At 55.0% G+C, this 15,560-nt stretch carries 15 protein-coding genes; 6 read left to right on the top strand and 9 right to left on the bottom strand.

Going from position 1 to position 15,560, the window contains the following annotated elements; all coding sequences use genetic code 11:
• Positions 1-146 precede the first annotated feature (146 nt).
• The 7 genes from ACN1C3_RS20845 to rplM all read right to left on the bottom strand — a co-directional run bounded on the left by ACN1C3_RS20845 (position 147) and on the right by rplM (position 5,021).
• A complete protein-coding gene (locus tag ACN1C3_RS20845) occupies positions 147-560 on the bottom strand; it encodes a ClpXP protease specificity-enhancing factor (protein ID WP_419117658.1) in 414 nt (137 codons plus the stop codon).
• A gap of 16 nt (positions 561-576) precedes the next feature.
• Entirely contained in the window at positions 577-1,194 is a 618-nt protein-coding gene (locus tag ACN1C3_RS20850) for a glutathione S-transferase N-terminal domain-containing protein (RefSeq protein WP_419117659.1), read from the bottom strand.
• 150 nt (positions 1,195-1,344) lie between these two features.
• A complete protein-coding gene (locus ACN1C3_RS20855; RefSeq protein ID WP_419117660.1) occupies positions 1,345-2,127 on the bottom strand; it encodes a cytochrome c1 in 783 nt (260 codons plus the stop codon).
• The gene (locus tag ACN1C3_RS20860; RefSeq protein WP_201120579.1) at positions 2,127-3,338 is read right to left on the bottom strand and encodes a cytochrome b; all 1,212 of its coding nucleotides are present in this window, start codon (positions 3,336-3,338) and stop codon (positions 2,127-2,129) included. Before ACN1C3_RS20860 ends, ACN1C3_RS20855 begins: the two co-directional genes overlap by 1 nt.
• The gene (gene petA / locus ACN1C3_RS20865; protein WP_419117661.1) at positions 3,338-3,931 is read right to left on the bottom strand and encodes a ubiquinol-cytochrome c reductase iron-sulfur subunit; all 594 of its coding nucleotides are present in this window, start codon (positions 3,929-3,931) and stop codon (positions 3,338-3,340) included. The genes ACN1C3_RS20860 and petA overlap by 1 nt, the downstream gene beginning before the upstream one ends.
• A 254-nt stretch (positions 3,932-4,185) precedes the next feature.
• Positions 4,186-4,578: a 30S ribosomal protein S9 gene (rpsI, locus tag ACN1C3_RS20870; RefSeq protein WP_002555064.1), complete on the bottom strand. Its 393-nt coding sequence runs from the start codon at positions 4,576-4,578 to the stop codon at positions 4,186-4,188.
• A 14-nt stretch (positions 4,579-4,592) separates the two neighbouring features.
• Positions 4,593-5,021, bottom strand: a complete 429-nt coding sequence (gene rplM, locus ACN1C3_RS20875; protein WP_150641864.1) for a 50S ribosomal protein L13 — start codon at positions 5,019-5,021, stop codon at positions 4,593-4,595.
• 247 nt (positions 5,022-5,268) lie between these two features.
• Here rplM and ACN1C3_RS20880 point away from each other — a divergent pair, with 247 nt between their 5' ends.
• Positions 5,269-6,309 carry an NADP(H)-dependent aldo-keto reductase gene (locus ACN1C3_RS20880; protein ID WP_419117662.1) on the top strand — a complete coding sequence of 347 codons (1,041 nt, stop codon included), beginning with the start codon at positions 5,269-5,271 and terminating at the stop codon, positions 6,307-6,309.
• Positions 6,310-6,442: 133 nt separating this feature from the next.
• Here ACN1C3_RS20880 and ACN1C3_RS20885 read toward each other — a convergent pair whose 3' ends face one another.
• Entirely contained in the window at positions 6,443-7,579 is a 1,137-nt protein-coding gene (locus ACN1C3_RS20885; RefSeq protein WP_419117663.1) for an acyl-CoA dehydrogenase family protein, read from the bottom strand.
• 243 nt (positions 7,580-7,822) lie between these two features.
• Between ACN1C3_RS20885 and ACN1C3_RS20890 the strand changes: the two genes are divergently transcribed.
• From ACN1C3_RS20890 to ACN1C3_RS20910, 5 genes are all read left to right on the top strand, one after another.
• Positions 7,823-8,719 (top strand): GlxA family transcriptional regulator, encoded by an 897-nt coding sequence (locus tag ACN1C3_RS20890; RefSeq protein ID WP_419117792.1) that lies wholly within the window; start codon positions 7,823-7,825, stop codon positions 8,717-8,719.
• Between the two features lie 277 nt (positions 8,720-8,996).
• On the top strand, positions 8,997-10,943 hold the full coding sequence (locus ACN1C3_RS20895; protein WP_419117664.1) for a flavin monoamine oxidase family protein: 1,947 nt from the start codon (positions 8,997-8,999) through the stop codon (positions 10,941-10,943).
• 251 nt (positions 10,944-11,194) lie between these two features.
• A complete protein-coding gene (locus ACN1C3_RS20900; protein WP_419117793.1) occupies positions 11,195-12,082 on the top strand; it encodes a nitrilase family protein in 888 nt (295 codons plus the stop codon).
• 17 nt (positions 12,083-12,099) lie between these two features.
• Positions 12,100-13,311, top strand: a complete 1,212-nt coding sequence (locus ACN1C3_RS20905) for a hypothetical protein (protein WP_419117665.1) — start codon at positions 12,100-12,102, stop codon at positions 13,309-13,311.
• A gap of 100 nt (positions 13,312-13,411) precedes the next feature.
• Positions 13,412-14,407, top strand: a complete 996-nt coding sequence (locus tag ACN1C3_RS20910) for an asparaginase (protein ID WP_419117666.1) — start codon at positions 13,412-13,414, stop codon at positions 14,405-14,407.
• Between the two features lie 54 nt (positions 14,408-14,461).
• Here ACN1C3_RS20910 and zapE read toward each other — a convergent pair whose 3' ends face one another.
• Entirely contained in the window at positions 14,462-15,556 is a 1,095-nt protein-coding gene (zapE, locus tag ACN1C3_RS20915) for a cell division protein ZapE (RefSeq protein WP_419117667.1), read from the bottom strand.
• Positions 15,557-15,560: the final 4 nt, after the last annotated feature.

Genomic DNA, 15,560 nt, shown 5'->3' on the forward strand with positions numbered 1-15,560 from the left:
CGTCAATTGATGGCATTGATGGGCTGAAAGGCCCTTTTTTCCTGAGCACCTCAGAAAAACAAATGCCCCGACAAGTCGGGGCATTTGTTTTTTGGCCTTGGCCGGCTGTGTTTTCACACAGTCTGCAGATGGATCGCCTTTTTTTGTTACTTGACCACTTTCAGACTTGGCCGGCCGCTTGGACGCGGCGGCTCGCTATCGGGTGGCGGAACGTCATCATCCGGCTCAACCTCGCCATCGTCCTCCATAGACGATTCCAGATCGAAGACCATGCCCTGGCCGTTCTCCCGGGCATAAATGCCCAGGATGGCAGCTATAGGCACGTACAGCGTATGCGGCACACCGCCGAAACGCCCTTCGAAGCTGACCGCATCGTTATCCATGTGCAAATGCCGCACGGCACTTGGCGATACGTTCAGGACGATCTGTCCGTCACTGGCAAAACCTTGGGGCACCTGCACCGACGGGTACTCGGAATTGACCAGCATGTGCGGGGTGCAATCGTTGTCCACAATCCACTCATAGAGCGCGCGGACCAGATAAGGTCGACTGGAGTTCATAGCGGCTCCTTAAGCCTTAGCGCATATCGCGTTCGACATCAGACAGACTCGCCTGGAATGCCTCACGCGCAAACTGGCGCTCCATATAATCAAGCAACGGCTTTGCGGGCCGCGGCAACTCAATACCTAGAATCGGCAAACGCCAAAGAATTGGCAATAGGCAGCAATCGACCAGACTTTGTTCCTCACTGAGGAAAAACGGCTTGTCGGCAAACAGTGGCGAAACGCCAGTGAGGCTTTCACGCAACTCTTTACGAGCCTGTACCCGAGCAGCTTCTTTGCTGCGCGAGTCCAGAATCAAATCCACCAACCCACACCAGTCACGCTGAATACGATGAATCAGCAGACGGCTATTGGCGCGCGCTACCGGATAAACCGGCAGCAAAGGCGGATGCGGGTAACGCTCATCCAGATATTCCATCACCACGGTTGACTCCCACAACGCCAAGTCACGATCGACCAGGGTGGGCAAGCTGCCGTAAGGGTTCACTTCGATCAGTTTTGGCGGCTGACGGCCCGCCTCCACATAGATGATCTCGGCGCTGACACCCTTCTCTGCGAGCACGATGCGTACTCGGTGGGAATAGTGGTCGGCGGGGTCGGAGTAACAGGCCAACCGATTGGTCACGCCCATGGCGGTCCTCCTCGCTTGTTGAAATTATCGGGAGCAGAAAAACGAGCGCGCCCAGAGGACGCCTCCCGTAACGCCTGGATATCCAGACACGTTACACGTTTAGAGACGCCCTTGGGCGCGCACGATTAACAGCAATTACTTACAACTTTATCAATGAACGTCCTTCCAGTATTCGCGCTTGAGCAGATAAGCGAATACAAAGAAGAAGGCCAGGTACAGCAACACGTAGGTACCGATGCGCTGATGCTGCAGCTTCACCGGGTTGGCCGAGTAGGCCAGGAAGGTCACCAGATTCTTGACCTTCTCGTCGAACTGCTCTTCGTTCAGCGTACCGGTTTTCGGCAATACAGTCAGCTGATCGCAGGCTTCATGAGTCAAAGCAGTGCCGGTCAGTGGGTCGTATTGCTTCTTGCCGTTTTCGACGATTTGAACTTGTTTGCAGCCTACCACCTGACGACCCTGCAGGCCGACCAGAACGTTAGGCATACCGACATTCGGGAATACCTTGTTGTTCACACCCCAAGGACGTGCCGGATCTTCGTAGAAAGAACGCAGGTAGCTGTAGAGCCAGTCAGTACCACGAACACGAGCCACCAGAGTCAGGTCGGGCGGAGCCGCACCAAACCAGGCTTTTGCGTCAGCAGGCTGCATGCCGATGCTCATGTGGTCACCGATCTTGGCGCCAGTGAGCACCAGGTTCTTGAGCATCAGATCATGAGGAATGCCCAGATCGTCGGCGACGCGCTCATAGCGCTGGAACTTGGCGCTGTGGCAGCCCATGCAGTAGTTGGCGAACGTACGCGCGCCATCCTGCATTGCAGCCTTGTCGGAGACGTCGATATCGACCTTTTCCAGCTCAGGACCACCGTGCTCGGCCGCGAAGGACAATACAGGCATAGCAGCAAGAATCAGTACAGCAAATAGCTTTTTCATCAGCCAGTCACCCTTTCCGGAACCGGTTTGGTCTTCTCGAGCCTGGTGTAGAACGGCATCAGAATGAAGTAGGCGAAGTACAGGAAGGTACAGACCTGCGACAGCAACGTACGTTCCGGGGTAGGCGCCATGACACCCAACCAGCCAAGAATCACGAAGGAGATGCAGAACACCCAGAGCCAGATCTTGCTCAGCCAGCCCTTGTAGCGCATGGACTTGACCGGACTACGGTCGAGCCAGGGCAGGACGAACAGCATGGCAATCGAAGCACCCATGGCAACAACGCCCATGAGCTTGTCGGGAATTGCACGCAGGATCGCGTAGAACGGCGTGAAGTACCAAACCGGCGCAATGTGTTCCGGGGTCTTGAAGGCGTTCGCCACTTCAAAGTTCGGCTTCTCGAGGAAGTAGCCGCCCATTTCAGGGAAGAAGAACACGATCGAGCAGAAGATGAACAGGAACACCACCACGCCGACGATATCTTTCACGGTGTAGTACGGGTGGAAGGCAATGCCATCCAGCGGTACGCCGTTTTCGTCTTTGTGCTTTTTTATGTCCACGCCGTCCGGGTTGTTCGAACCGACTTCGTGCAGCGCCAGAACGTGCAGCACGACCAGACCGAGAATCACGATCGGCAACGCTACGACGTGCAAAGCGAAGAAGCGGTTCAGGGTAATACCCGAAATCAGGTAGTCACCACGGATCCACTGGGTCAGGTCGTTGCCGATGACCGGGATCGCACCGAACAGCGAGATGATCACCTGAGCGCCCCAGTACGACATCTGACCCCAAGGCAGCAGGTAGCCCATGAAGGCTTCAGCCATCAGTGCCAGGTAGATCAGCATGCCGAAGACCCACACCAGTTCACGCGGCTTCTGATACGAACCGTAGAGCAAACCACGGAACATGTGCAGATAGACCACGATAAAGAACGCCGAGGCGCCAGTGGAGTGGAGCAGACGCAGGATCGAGCCGTACTCGACGTCGCGCATGATGTATTCGACGGAAGCAAATGCCTCTTCTGCCGACGGGGTGTAGCTCATGGTCAGCCAGACACCGGTAACGATCTGGTTAACCAGAACGAGCAGTGCCAGGGAGCCAAAGAAATAGAAGAAGTTGAAGTTCTTCGGGGCGTAATACTTGCTGAGATGGTCTTCCCACATTTTAGTAGCGGGGAAGCGTGCATCAACCCAATCCATGAATTTGCTCATCACGCTTTCTCCGTATCGACGCCAATGACAATGACGCTGTCCGACTCGTAGGTGTGCGGCGGCACTGGCAGATTCAATGGCGCAGGTTGCGACTTGTAGACGCGGCCAGCCAGATCGTAGTGAGAACCGTGGCAAGGGCAGAAATAGCCACCCACCCAATCCTTACCCAGATCAGCAGGCGCCACTTCCGGGCGGAAGGTCGGCGAGCAGCCCAAATGCGTGCAGATGCCGATCAGCAGCAGAACTTCTGGCTTGATCGACCGCGTTTGCGGGTCGACATAGGTCGGTTGCGTCGAGTTCTTGGAGGTAGGGTCAGCCAACTGGCCCTCGATCTTCTTCAGATTCCCCAGGATTTCCTCAGTACGGCGGACGATGAATACCGGTTGACCGCGCCACTCAGCAATCATCTGCTGGCCTGGATCGATCTTGCTGATATTCACTTTCACCGGTGCACCTGCGGCTTTCGCCTTGGCACTGGGAAACCATGACCCCACGAACGGGACCGCAGCCCCCACCGCTCCTGCAGCACCCACCACGGATGTGGCTGCTACCAAGAAGCGACGCCGGCCTGCATTCACGCCGTCATTGCTCATTCAGTCCTCTCCCATCAGCTTTGTGGCCTGTTAAATCAGGCATCTACTAAGTAAAAATCTGAACTTATAAAAATTTTGCCGAATGGTAATGAAAAGCCCCTATTCTGACAAGGTAATTACCATCCTGCCCCAGCGGCAAGCCTTGTAGTATAGGGGCTCTGCGGATGTGGCAAGTTGTCACACCAAAAAAACATCGCCCATAAAAAACGCCCAGCTCCGTGAGGAAACTGGGCGCTTTTGAACGTAAAAGCGAATTAACGCTTCGAGTACTGCGGACGCTTACGCGCTTTACGCAGACCAACTTTCTTACGTTCAACTTCACGTGCATCACGAGTAACGAAGCCAGCTTTGCGCAGTGCACCGCGCAGAGTTTCGTCGTACTGCATCAGTGCGCGAGTGATACCGTGGCGGATTGCGCCAGCTTGACCACTTACACCACCACCGATCACGGTGACGTAGATGTCGAACTTCTCGACAGTCTCAGTCAATTCCAGCGGCTGACGAACTACCATGCGGGCAGTTTCGCGACCGAAGAAATTATCCAGGGAGCGGTTGTTGATGGAGATGTTACCAGTGCCCGGACGCAGGAAAACGCGTGCGGTTGCAGTCTTGCGACGGCCAGTGCCGTAATTTTGAGTCGCCGACATAATGAACTATTCCGTTAAAACTTCAGTTCTTGGGGCTGCTGAGCAGTATGAGGGTGTACAGCGCCCGCATAGACTTTCAGCTTACGGTACATGTCGCGACCCAGCGGGTTCTTAGGCAGCATGCCTTTTACCGCGGTCTCGATCACGCGTTCAGGAGCTTTGGCGATCAGCTTTTCGAAGTTGATCGACTTAATCCCGCCCGGGAAACCGGAGTGAGAGTAGTACATTTTGTCAGTGAACTTGGCGCCAGTGACACGTACTTGCTCAGCGTTGATCACGACGATGTAGTCACCGGTGTCAACGTGCGGAGTGTACTCAGGCTTGTGCTTGCCACGCAGGCGGCTCGCGATTTCGGTGGCCAGACGACCCAGGGTCTGACCAGCAGCGTCGACGATGAACCAGTCGCGCTTTACTGTTTCCGGTTTAGCAGTAAAAGTTTTCATTCTTTATAGCCTCAGGGGCCGCCCTGATAAATTAGACGGCGGATCTTACTGAATAGTGCGTACTTTGACAAGTCAAAGGCAGCCGGATACAGACGCTATCGGGGGCTCGGGTCAGCGCGTCCGTTCAACGGCAAGATTCTTCGGCAGGCGGCGCATCACTTCCACTGCAGAAAGAGGTGCGCAATTATGCAGATTGCGAAAAAATTTTCAACCTGCTTTTATGATTGTTTTCCCGAAGGAGCACCCGATGGACTATCGCCAGCTAGGCCGAACCGATCTGAACGTGAGTGCTATCTGCCTCGGAACCATGACCTGGGGCGAGCAGAACAGCGAGGCTGAGGCCTTTGCCCAGATCGAACGGGCCAAAAGTGCCGGGATCAATTTCATCGACACCGCCGAAATGTACCCGGTGCCACCAAAAGCCGAAACCTATGCCAGCACCGAGCGCTACATCGGCAACTGGTTCAAGACTCGCGGCGATCGCGCCGATTGGGTGCTCGCCAGCAAGATCGCCGGCCCCGGCAACGGCATCGACTACGTGCGTGATGGCCAGCTCAAACACAACCGCAAGCATATCGTCGAAGCAGTGGACGCCAGCCTCAAGCGTCTGCAGACCGACTGGATCGACCTCTACCAGCTGCACTGGCCCGAGCGCAGTACCAACTTCTTCGGGCAACTCGGCTACAAGCACAAGGCTGATGAAGACTTCACGCCACTGGAAGAAACCCTCGAGGCGCTGGATGAACAGGTCAAGGCCGGCAAGATCCGCCACATTGGCCTGTCCAACGAGACGCCATGGGGCACCATGAAGTTCCTGGCGCTGGCCGAAAGCCGTGGCTGGCCGCGGGCGGTGTCGATCCAGAACCCGTACAACCTGCTCAACCGCAGTTTCGAAGTCGGCCTGGCGGAAATCGCCATCCGCGAACAGTGCGGCCTGCTGGCTTATTCGCCGCTGGCGTTCGGTTTTCTGTCGGGCAAATACGAAGGTGGGGCACGCCCGGCCAAAGGCCGCCTGAGCCTTTACAGCCGCTTCAGCCGCTATTTCAACCCGCAGTCAGAGGCTGCCTGCAGCCGTTATGTTGCCCTGGCCCGCGAACACGGTCTGAACCCGGCACAAATGGCCTTGGCCTATGTGACCCAGCAACCATTCGTGACCAGCAACATCATTGGCGCCACGACTCTTGAGCAGTTGGACAGCAACATTGCCAGCGTCGATTTAAAGCTGTCGGATGAAGTGCTGGCGGGGATTGAGGCGATTCACAAGGATCAGCCGAATCCGGCACCTTAATCGATTCATAGACCCAATCGCGAGCAAGCTCGCTCCCACAGGTTATTTGTGCTTGACCACCATTTTGTGATCGACACAAACCCCATGTGGGAGCGAGCTTGCTCGCGATAGCTATCTAACACTCACCACCGCATCAAAGCGACCGCGCAATAATCTCCTTCATGATTTCGTTGGTCCCCGCATAGATCCGCTGCACCCGCGCATCCGCCCAGGCGCGGGCCACCGGGTACTCCCACATGAAGCCGTAACCACCATGCAACTGCACGCACTCGTCGAGCACTTTGCATTGCAGGTCAGTGCCCCAGTACTTGGCCATCGCCGCCGTCGGCACGTCCAGCTTGCCTTGCAGATGCAGCTCCAGGCAGCGGTCGACGAAGACCCGGCCGATCTGTATTTCAGTGGCCATTTCGGCCAGTTTGAAGCGGGTGTTCTGAAAATCGGCGATGGCCTTGCCAAACGCCTTGCGCTCGCGGGTGTATTCCAGCGTCCACTGCAAAGCCGCTTCGGCCGACGCCAGCCCCCCTATCGCGACCGTCAGACGCTCTTGCGGCAACTCCTGCATCAGATAGGCGAAGCCCATCCCGGCCTGCCCCAGCAGGTTCTCCTTGGGCACACGGACGTCTTGAAAGAACAGCTCCGAAGTGTCCTGGGCCTTCATGCCGACCTTTTCCAGACGCTTGCCCTTGGCAAAGCCCGGCGTGTCCGCTTCCACCAGGAACAGGCTGGTGCCCTTCGCGCCCGCCTTCGGATCGGTCTTGGCCACGACGATCACCAGGTCGGCAAGAAAGCCGTTAGTGATGAAGGTTTTGGAGCCATTGATCACGTACTCATCACCGTCCAGCACCGCAGTGGTCTTCACCCCTTGCAGGTCGGAACCGGCGCCCGGCTCCGTCATGGCAATGGCCGTGACCATCTCACCAGAGACCAGTTTCGGCAGGTATTTATGCTTCAAGGCTTCACTGCCGTAATGCAAGATGTAGGGCGCAACGATGTCCGAGTGCAGCGAAAAGCCAATACCGGTCAATCCGAGACGACCGACCTCTTCAATCACCACCGCACTGTAGAGAAAGTCCGCCCCCAGCCCACCGTATTCTTCCGGCAAATGCGAGCAGAGCATCCCCGCCTCCCCCGCCTTGTTCCATAGCTTGCGGTCAATATATCCCTGTTTTTCCCATTGCCCATGGAACGGCACAGCCTCTTTTTCGAGAAAGGTACGCACACTGTCGCGAAAGAGTTCGTGCTCGGAACTGAACAAGGTTCTGGGGATCATGCGGACACCTCTAATTATTGTTAGTCGGGACTGACCCACAGAGCCTATGCCGCCTATCCCTCACAGGACACTGGACACATCCGACAAAAAATAAGACGATCCAGCCGTTTGGTGACCACTTTCCCCTATAAGAATAATTGAATTATGTCTATCCAGCTCTCCACGCCCCTGCGGCGCGTCAGCATCCTGGCTATTGATCGGGTGTTCGCCTCAACCCTTATGCAAGCCAAGGATTTCTTCCATCTGGCCAGCCTGCGCTATGGCAAACAACTCGGCCACGGCCTCACCCCGGCATTCGAAACCCGTCTGGTTAGCCCCGATGGACAATCGGTGCGCAGCTTCAGCGATGTGATCCTGCCGGTGGACGGCGGCCTGGAAAATACTGACGTCATCGTCCTCCCGGCCTTCTGGGACGATTTCGAAACGCTCTGTCAGCGTTATCCACAAGTGATCCCATGGTTGCGCGAACAACATGCCCGCGGCGCCGTGCTCTGCGGCGAAGCCACTGGAGTCTTCTGGCTCGCCGAAGCCGGCCTGCTCGACGGCAAGGAGGCGACCACCTACTGGCGCTTCTTCAATGCCTTCAGCGAACGCTTCCCCAAGGTCCATCTCAATCAGGACAAGCACCTGACCGACGCCGACAACCTCTACTGCGCCGGCGGCACCACCTCGGCCTGCGACCTCTATATCTACTTGATCGAACGCTTCTGCGGCAGCAACATCGCCCAAGCCGTGGCCCGCGACATTCTCTACGAAGTGCAACGCAGCTACGCCCCCGGCCGAATCGGTTTCGGCGGGCAGAAACTGCACCAGGACGTGATCATCCTGCAGATCCAGCACTGGCTCGAAGAGCACTTCGCCGACAAGTTCCGCTTCGAGGACGTCGCCCGCGAACACGGCATGAGCATCCGCAATTTCATGCGCCGCTTCCAGACCGCCACCGGCGACAAGCCGCTGCACTACCTGCAACGCCTGCGCATCGAAACCGCCAAGGGTCTGCTCTCCGCCAGCCGCAAAAGCATCAAGACCATCAGTTATGAAGTCGGTTATGACGATGCGAGTTTCTTCGCCAGACTGTTCCGCCAGCACACTGAGCTGTCGCCGAATCAGTATCGGCAGCAGTTTCAGCAAGCCGCTTAAAAAACAGGCGCCGTCTCAGATAGCTGAGCGGCGCCTACTGAACATTTGAGCGTTACCAACAATTCCAATTCAACACTTATATCCAACTCACAAATACAACACCCTATTAAAATACGACCCCTAGCCTCACGAGTATTTATCCTACGCAAAAATCGGAACACAGAGCACTAGAGAACTCGACTTTACACTTGCAAGCCAACCGTTTAAGACTTCAACATACATCCCTGCAAACAACACCAACACACGGTAACTACGCACCTGACAGGGAAGATTAACTGTGACTATCGGATCAAGCTACAATTACCCCTCAGATATTGCCAAGGATACTGCTCGAACAAAGCGCTCCGCTAAAAACAAATGGGCCGCTCGTTTCCCGAACCCGCCAGATTTATGCTTTGACTATCGAGCACTAGTAGAACAAGAGAATGGCGTCGCAAAAGCAACCAACCCAAACCATAAAATATGCATCATTGGTGCCGGTGTGACTGGACTCACTGCCGCCAGAGAGCTTTATCGTTGTGGCTTTACCAGTATTACACTTATAGAACAATCCAAACGTATAGGTGGCAGACACCTTACAATTCCTGGAAGTCGGAATTCCACAGCGAGTCATACACCGTTTGAAATGGGGGCTATGCGCATGCCTTTCTTCAACAGAGCAGGCGAGCCACCTACAGAGGGTAGATCCCTGATGGCTTACTATGCCAAGGAGTTTGACTTGTCTATTTCCGACTTCCCCAATCCTGGAAGCCAGTGGGTAACGTCGACTGGAATCTATCTTCGAGAGGGAAACGTGGGGGGAGGACCTACTCCACAGATGCTTATATGGACGAATGAAGACGGCCTAACACCGCCGCCCGGCGAGGAGCTTCAAAAGGTTTACGCCAAGTGGAAAGCATTTGCCGACCGCATGACTCGCCACGTAGCAGAGGTTTACGCCAGTCAACAATGGGAAGCCATGTGGGCCGCTATCGTCGAAAAATACGAGAGCATTTCATTTCGCGACCTGGTCAGCATGCCAGCAGTAGAAACCTGGCATGAAAGCTCACCCGGAAATTTCGGTGGGATGGGCATGACCGCAGAAGAGTCCGCTGTTTTCTATTCGATAGGCATTGGTGACGGTAGCTGGGGAGCCTTTTATGACGTCTGCTCACTTTATCCCCTGCGTACTGCAATTTTTGGATTCAGCAGCCAGCTACAGCTGGTCCATGGTCGAGTAGACTCAAGCGGTGACCCTATAGATTCACCTTGCTTGCACAGCGAAGCAGTTTTTGATTCAAAGGGACTGGGCTTCGATAGGCCTCGATATATCGGGTTGGCTACTTTGGATGAATGCCTGCTATTCATGAAAATAGAGGAAACCGGAAAATCCTTCTATGAGCACAGCATTGAAAGAAGTAGCGGTTTCCTCACGGACTCATCCGTGACGAAGCTGAAAAAACTGGATAACCAAAAAACACGCGTCTACTTCAACTGGAAATCCAGCCACCCCGAGCAAACTCAGGAATTATTCGATGACTTTGACTCTGTCATCATGACCCTTCCCTCATGGCTGATCGAAACACGAATCAAACTGGAAAACTTCAACCAAGAGATGCTTCCGTTCGACACAATCAATGCCTATAAAACCGCTCACTGGGAAACCAGCTGCAAAGTCTATGCGCCGTTAAAAAAATCATTCTTATCAAAAAACACCAAAATTCCGCAGGCCATAGTCACAGACAGTTTCATCCATGACATATACACCTATCGCTATAATGAAAACTATAGCTATGACTGCATTCTTCTAAGTTATACATGGGAGGATGATGCAACCAAACTCGCCTCATTCACTGACAGAGAGCTCGTTACGAAGTGCGCAAAAGAACTTGATCGAATCCTCATGAACTCCGCCAATATTCAAGAAAAAATTTCTCCCTATATCGGCATTGATCAAGCGGTCGTCCAACGCTGGATGACCGATAAAAATGCCTTGGGGTGTGCCAAGTTATACCGTCCCGGTACCTACTACGACGCAGTGGGCTTGATGAAGTACAACAGGGACTTTTCACATATTTCAGGCCTCTATTTTTCTGGCGAGTCTTTTTCAGTCGATGCCGGTTGGACAGAACCTTGCTTTCGAGGCGCCGTCGATGCGGTCATTCATATCTGCAATAAAACCGAAGCTACATTCAATGGCGGTTTTTCCATGAGTGACTATCCAGAATACAAGCTCAGGAGCTGACCTCCGTTCTCGCCGTTCAAGAGCCAATGCATGAAGTGTATTGGCTCAGCCTCACCCAACATAAATCCATCCCACTAGCACTATCGGGCCATTTTGCCCCCAGTCGAGCAAAATCGAACTGCCCCTCATCAACTTTAGGGATCGGGACTACAGCCTAAAAGGAAACTGCTGACTTACGCCATCAGCCGGTTCGACTCTTATAAAAAAGACAACCACACAGGTTGCAAAACAATAAAAAGAGGTCATCCGAAATGAGCGAGCCAACAAGTCCTGTTCGTGTAGCCGTCGTACAATTCGACCCGCAAGTCGGCATGGGGAATCGTGAGCGTAATCTGCGTTATGGCCTGGAGTTGGCCCTGGAGGCGGTGAACGGAGGTGCAAATCTCATCGTTCTGCCTGAGCTTTCAAATACCGGTTATTTCTTCAGCAATCGCCAGGATGCGTTCGAACATTCGGAGGCGATTCCCAGCGGGCCGAGCGTGCAAATCTGGATGGATTTCGCCTGCAAACACAAGGTCTACCTGGTGGCCGGCTTGACCGAACGCGACGGCATGCGACTCTTCAACACCGGCGTTCTTGTAGGGCCTGACGGTTTTATTGGCAAGTATCGAAAAGCCCATTTATGGAACCTGGAAAAACTATGGTTCACACCGGGTGATCTCGGTTTCCCCGTTTTTGATACACCAATAGGACGCATCGGACTATTGATCTGTTGGGATATCTGGTTTCCGGAAGTGCCGCGAATATTGAGCCAGCAAGGCGCGGACATCATTTGCAGCTTAAACAACTGGGTCTGGACGCCACCGCCCCTGTTCGATGACGCCGGCAAATGCATGGCTTCGTATCTGACGATGACGGCAGCTCACGTCAACAACGTGTTTATTGCAGCAGCCAGCAGGATCGGCGAAGAGCGAGGTGCTCGTTACCTGGGCTGCTCACTGATTGCCGGTACCAATGGCTGGCCTATCGGCTCAGTGGCTTCTGCGGACAAGCAAGAAATTCTGTTTGCCGATATTGATCTGACCAGCTCCCGTAGTGCGCCCATCTGGAACAACTTGAACGATCTGCATCGCGATCGTCGAGCCGATCTCTACGATCAGATGCTCGGTTATACCCAACACCCTCGTCTCCCGCGCTGATAGCGGGGGCATGACGTATGGAAACCACAACCGAAAAACACCGGCCGAACCGACTTGCCAGTAGATCGCTGCTTGATACTGCGATCATCCTGCTAATGATCGGCACGATTCTGCTGATTATCTGGCTTTCATTCACCAACCGCTCTTCCTGGTCAGCACATTGGCCAAGCTACAGTGACATGGTGTCGAGCCTTCCCGAGCCGAGTGCCTGGTTGCGCTGGGTGCTGGGAGACATCAGCGAAGTTGCCTTCTACAAACACGAGTTCGCCTCTATCGGGCTGCTGGCTGGGGCCTATCTGGCCTACTGGGCGAATCGAACGGGGAAGTCCTGGCAAGGTTTTGCCATTTCCTACGGCACTGGATTATGGCCGTGGCTGGTTACCAGCTCGTTGCTTGGGCTGTTGCTGAGTAACCTGCTGTGGGGCTGGACGGTCACGGCCACAAGTTGGCAACCCACGTTTGCGGCATTTGTTTCATTGCCGGCGGCGATGGTGCTGATGTTTGGAGGTGGCTGGAAGGTCACGATCAACGGAGCAATCATGGGCGCCGTGCTCGTCACCCCGATGTGCTTGCTGATCGTCAACTACGTATGCAATCCACTAGGCTTGCCAGCCGTGATCGGCAATGTCTCGGGCATGGCTGTCGCCAGCGTCATTGCCTTTTTGCTCTGTCGGTACCTGCCGAGCCTGGTGAAGTCCGACCAATCCGAGAAGCCATCCGACTCTTCGGCCGCAGCTGCCGTAACAAAGACACCTGACTACGGAGTTTTCTGGAGCCTGCGCCGAGTTTTGGCAGACTTTTCGGAAGCGCCGTTCTTTGGCAATGAACTGGCCAGCCTTGGCCTGTTATTGGGGGCGGTGTTGGCTTACACCTTGAACCCCATGAGTCCGGTATACGGCTCAGGTTTGCTGCCACAACTGATCGGCGCGCAGGCTTTGACGTCAGCTTTAGGCGTGGTGATCTGGCGTCGACAATGGATATTGCGCGGCTGGTATCCCACCTACATTCCGCTGGTGTCAGTCGTGCCAGCGGCGGTTCTGACATATGGCGGCAGTTGGCAGGTCATAGGCTCAAGTGCACTGCTAGGAGCACTTATTGCGCCACCCTTGGCGTGTGCGATTGCCAAAAGGTTGCCGGCCGACATGCATTCCTACATCGGGAATGTCCTGTCCATGGCCATCAGCACCTTGCTGATCGTTCCGCTTATCGGACTCCTGATAACTAATTAATTCATAAGCCGCACTTCACCCATTCGGCTGTATCAAGATCCCGACACTGAAGACTGGGTACAGCCACTTTTTAATCGCAATGAATCGAGCGAGGTATGACATGAACCTGCCCAAACTGGCCATCGCGGCTCTCGGCGGCACCGTGAGCATGCAAGCCAGGAATGCCGGTGAAGGCGTTATCCCGACAGTCAGCGGCGAGACCCTGCTGGCCTCAGTACCGGAACTGACGGCACTGGCCCGGGTGACCGTTGAAACACTCGGCCTACTCCCAAGTGCCTCTCTGGATTTCGAGTTCTTGTTGAGTGTCATTTCCTGGGCGAAATACCAGGTTGAGCAAGGCGCTATTGGCGTTGTCATCACTCAGGGCACGGACACCCTCGAAGAAACAGCAATATTTTTCGATTACTTGTGGAACCACGACGAACCTCTGGTTCTGACCGGCGCTATGCGTTCAGCAGCTCAAGTGGGGGCCGATGGGCCGGCGAATCTGCTGGATGCCTGCCGAGTCGCGCTAGCTGAAAACAGCCGTCAGCGAGGCGTTCAGGTGGTAATGAACGGCCAGATTCACTCAGCGTGCAGCGTCCGTAAAATCGACTCATTGGCGTTGCAGGCGTTTTCCTCCCCAGTTTTTGGTCCCGCGGGCCTGCTCATGGAAGGAACCGTCCGCTATCTACGCCAGACGGCCCACCGAATGCTTTTACCCTTGCCACACCAGACAACCCAGAAAATTGCCCTGCTGGAAGCGTCTCTTTCTGCGGACACCTTGTTATTGGAGAACATCCTCAAGCTGGGGTACGACGGACTGGTGATCGCTGGTTTCGGTGCAGGACACGTCTCAGGGAGCTGGGCTGAGGCTGTCGAAAAAATCGCAGAAAGAATCCCGGTCATCATTGCGACCCGGACCGGCTCAGGCTCCACCGCTCAGTCCTCCTATGGTTTTACTGGCAGCGAGATGGATCTGATCCGCAAAGGTGCATCGATGGCGGGATTTCTCTGTCCGCGCAAAGCCAGAATCCTGCTCTGGATGCTCGTCGGCTGCCAGCGACAAAATGAGCTAGAGCGTTACCTCAAAGAGGACATCAAGTCTGGAAAATGACAAACACAAAAAAGGGCCTGCAATGCAGGCCCTTTTTTGATGATCGAGACAGTCTTACGGCTTGTGCGCACGCGACAGGAACTCGTGGGACTGCATCTCCAGCAAACGGCTGAGGGTGCGCTGGAACTCGAAGTTCAAGCGACCGCCGGTGTAGAGGTCTTTGAGCTCGACTTCAGCGGAAATGATCAGCTTGACGTTACGGTCGTAGAACTCGTCGACCATGTTGATGAAGCGTCGGGCGATGTCGTCGGTGGTGACGGTCATTTGCTGGACGTCGCTGAGCAACACGGCGTGGAAGATCTTGCCGAGTTCGATGTAGTCGTTCTGGCTGCGAGGGCCGTCGCAGAGTTCGCGGAAGTCGAACCAGGCCACGTCATCGCAGGTGCGCACGGCACGGATTTCGCGGTTTTCGATCATCAGTACGTCGTTCTCGACGGCCTGAGTGCATTCCGGCGTCAGGGCGCGGAAACTCTTGCGCAAGCTTTCATTGGCCGCCGCGTCCAGCGGGAAATGGAACAGCTCGGCCTGCTCGAGGTGACGTAGACGATAATCGACGCCGCTGTCGACGTTGACGATGTCGGTGTTCTGCTTGATCAGGGCAATAGCCGGCAAGAAGCGCGCACGTTGCAGGCCATCTTTGTACAGACCGTCCGGGACGATGTTCGATGTCGCGACCAGAGTCACGCCATTTTTGAACAGTTCTTCCATCAGCGTGCCGAGGATCATGGCGTCGGTGATGTCGGAAACGAAGAACTCATCGAAACAGATCACCCGCGCTTCGTCGGAGAAGCGTTTAGCGATGATGGTCAGCGGGTTTTTCTCACCGGGCAGGGTCTTCATCTCTTCGTGCACGCGCTTCATGAAGCGGTGGAAGTGAGTGCGGACCTTCTCCTTGAACGGCAGGGCTTCAAAGAAGGTATCGACCAGATAGGTCTTGCCGCGACCAACGCCGCCCCAGAAGTACAGCCCCTTGACCGGCGCCTGATCTTTCTTGCCAAACAGTTTGCCGAACAGGCCCGGCTTGCTCTGCGAGGCCGCGACCAGATCGTCGTACAGGCGTTGCAAATGACGCACCGCAGTTTCCTGGGCGGCGTCATGAAAGAATTCCGGGCGTTTCAGATCAGCTTGATATCGTTCTAGGGGCGTCATAATT

The sequence above is a fragment of the Pseudomonas sp. H11T01 genome (assembly GCF_048515765.1).
Classification (GTDB): domain Bacteria; phylum Pseudomonadota; class Gammaproteobacteria; order Pseudomonadales; family Pseudomonadaceae; genus Aquipseudomonas.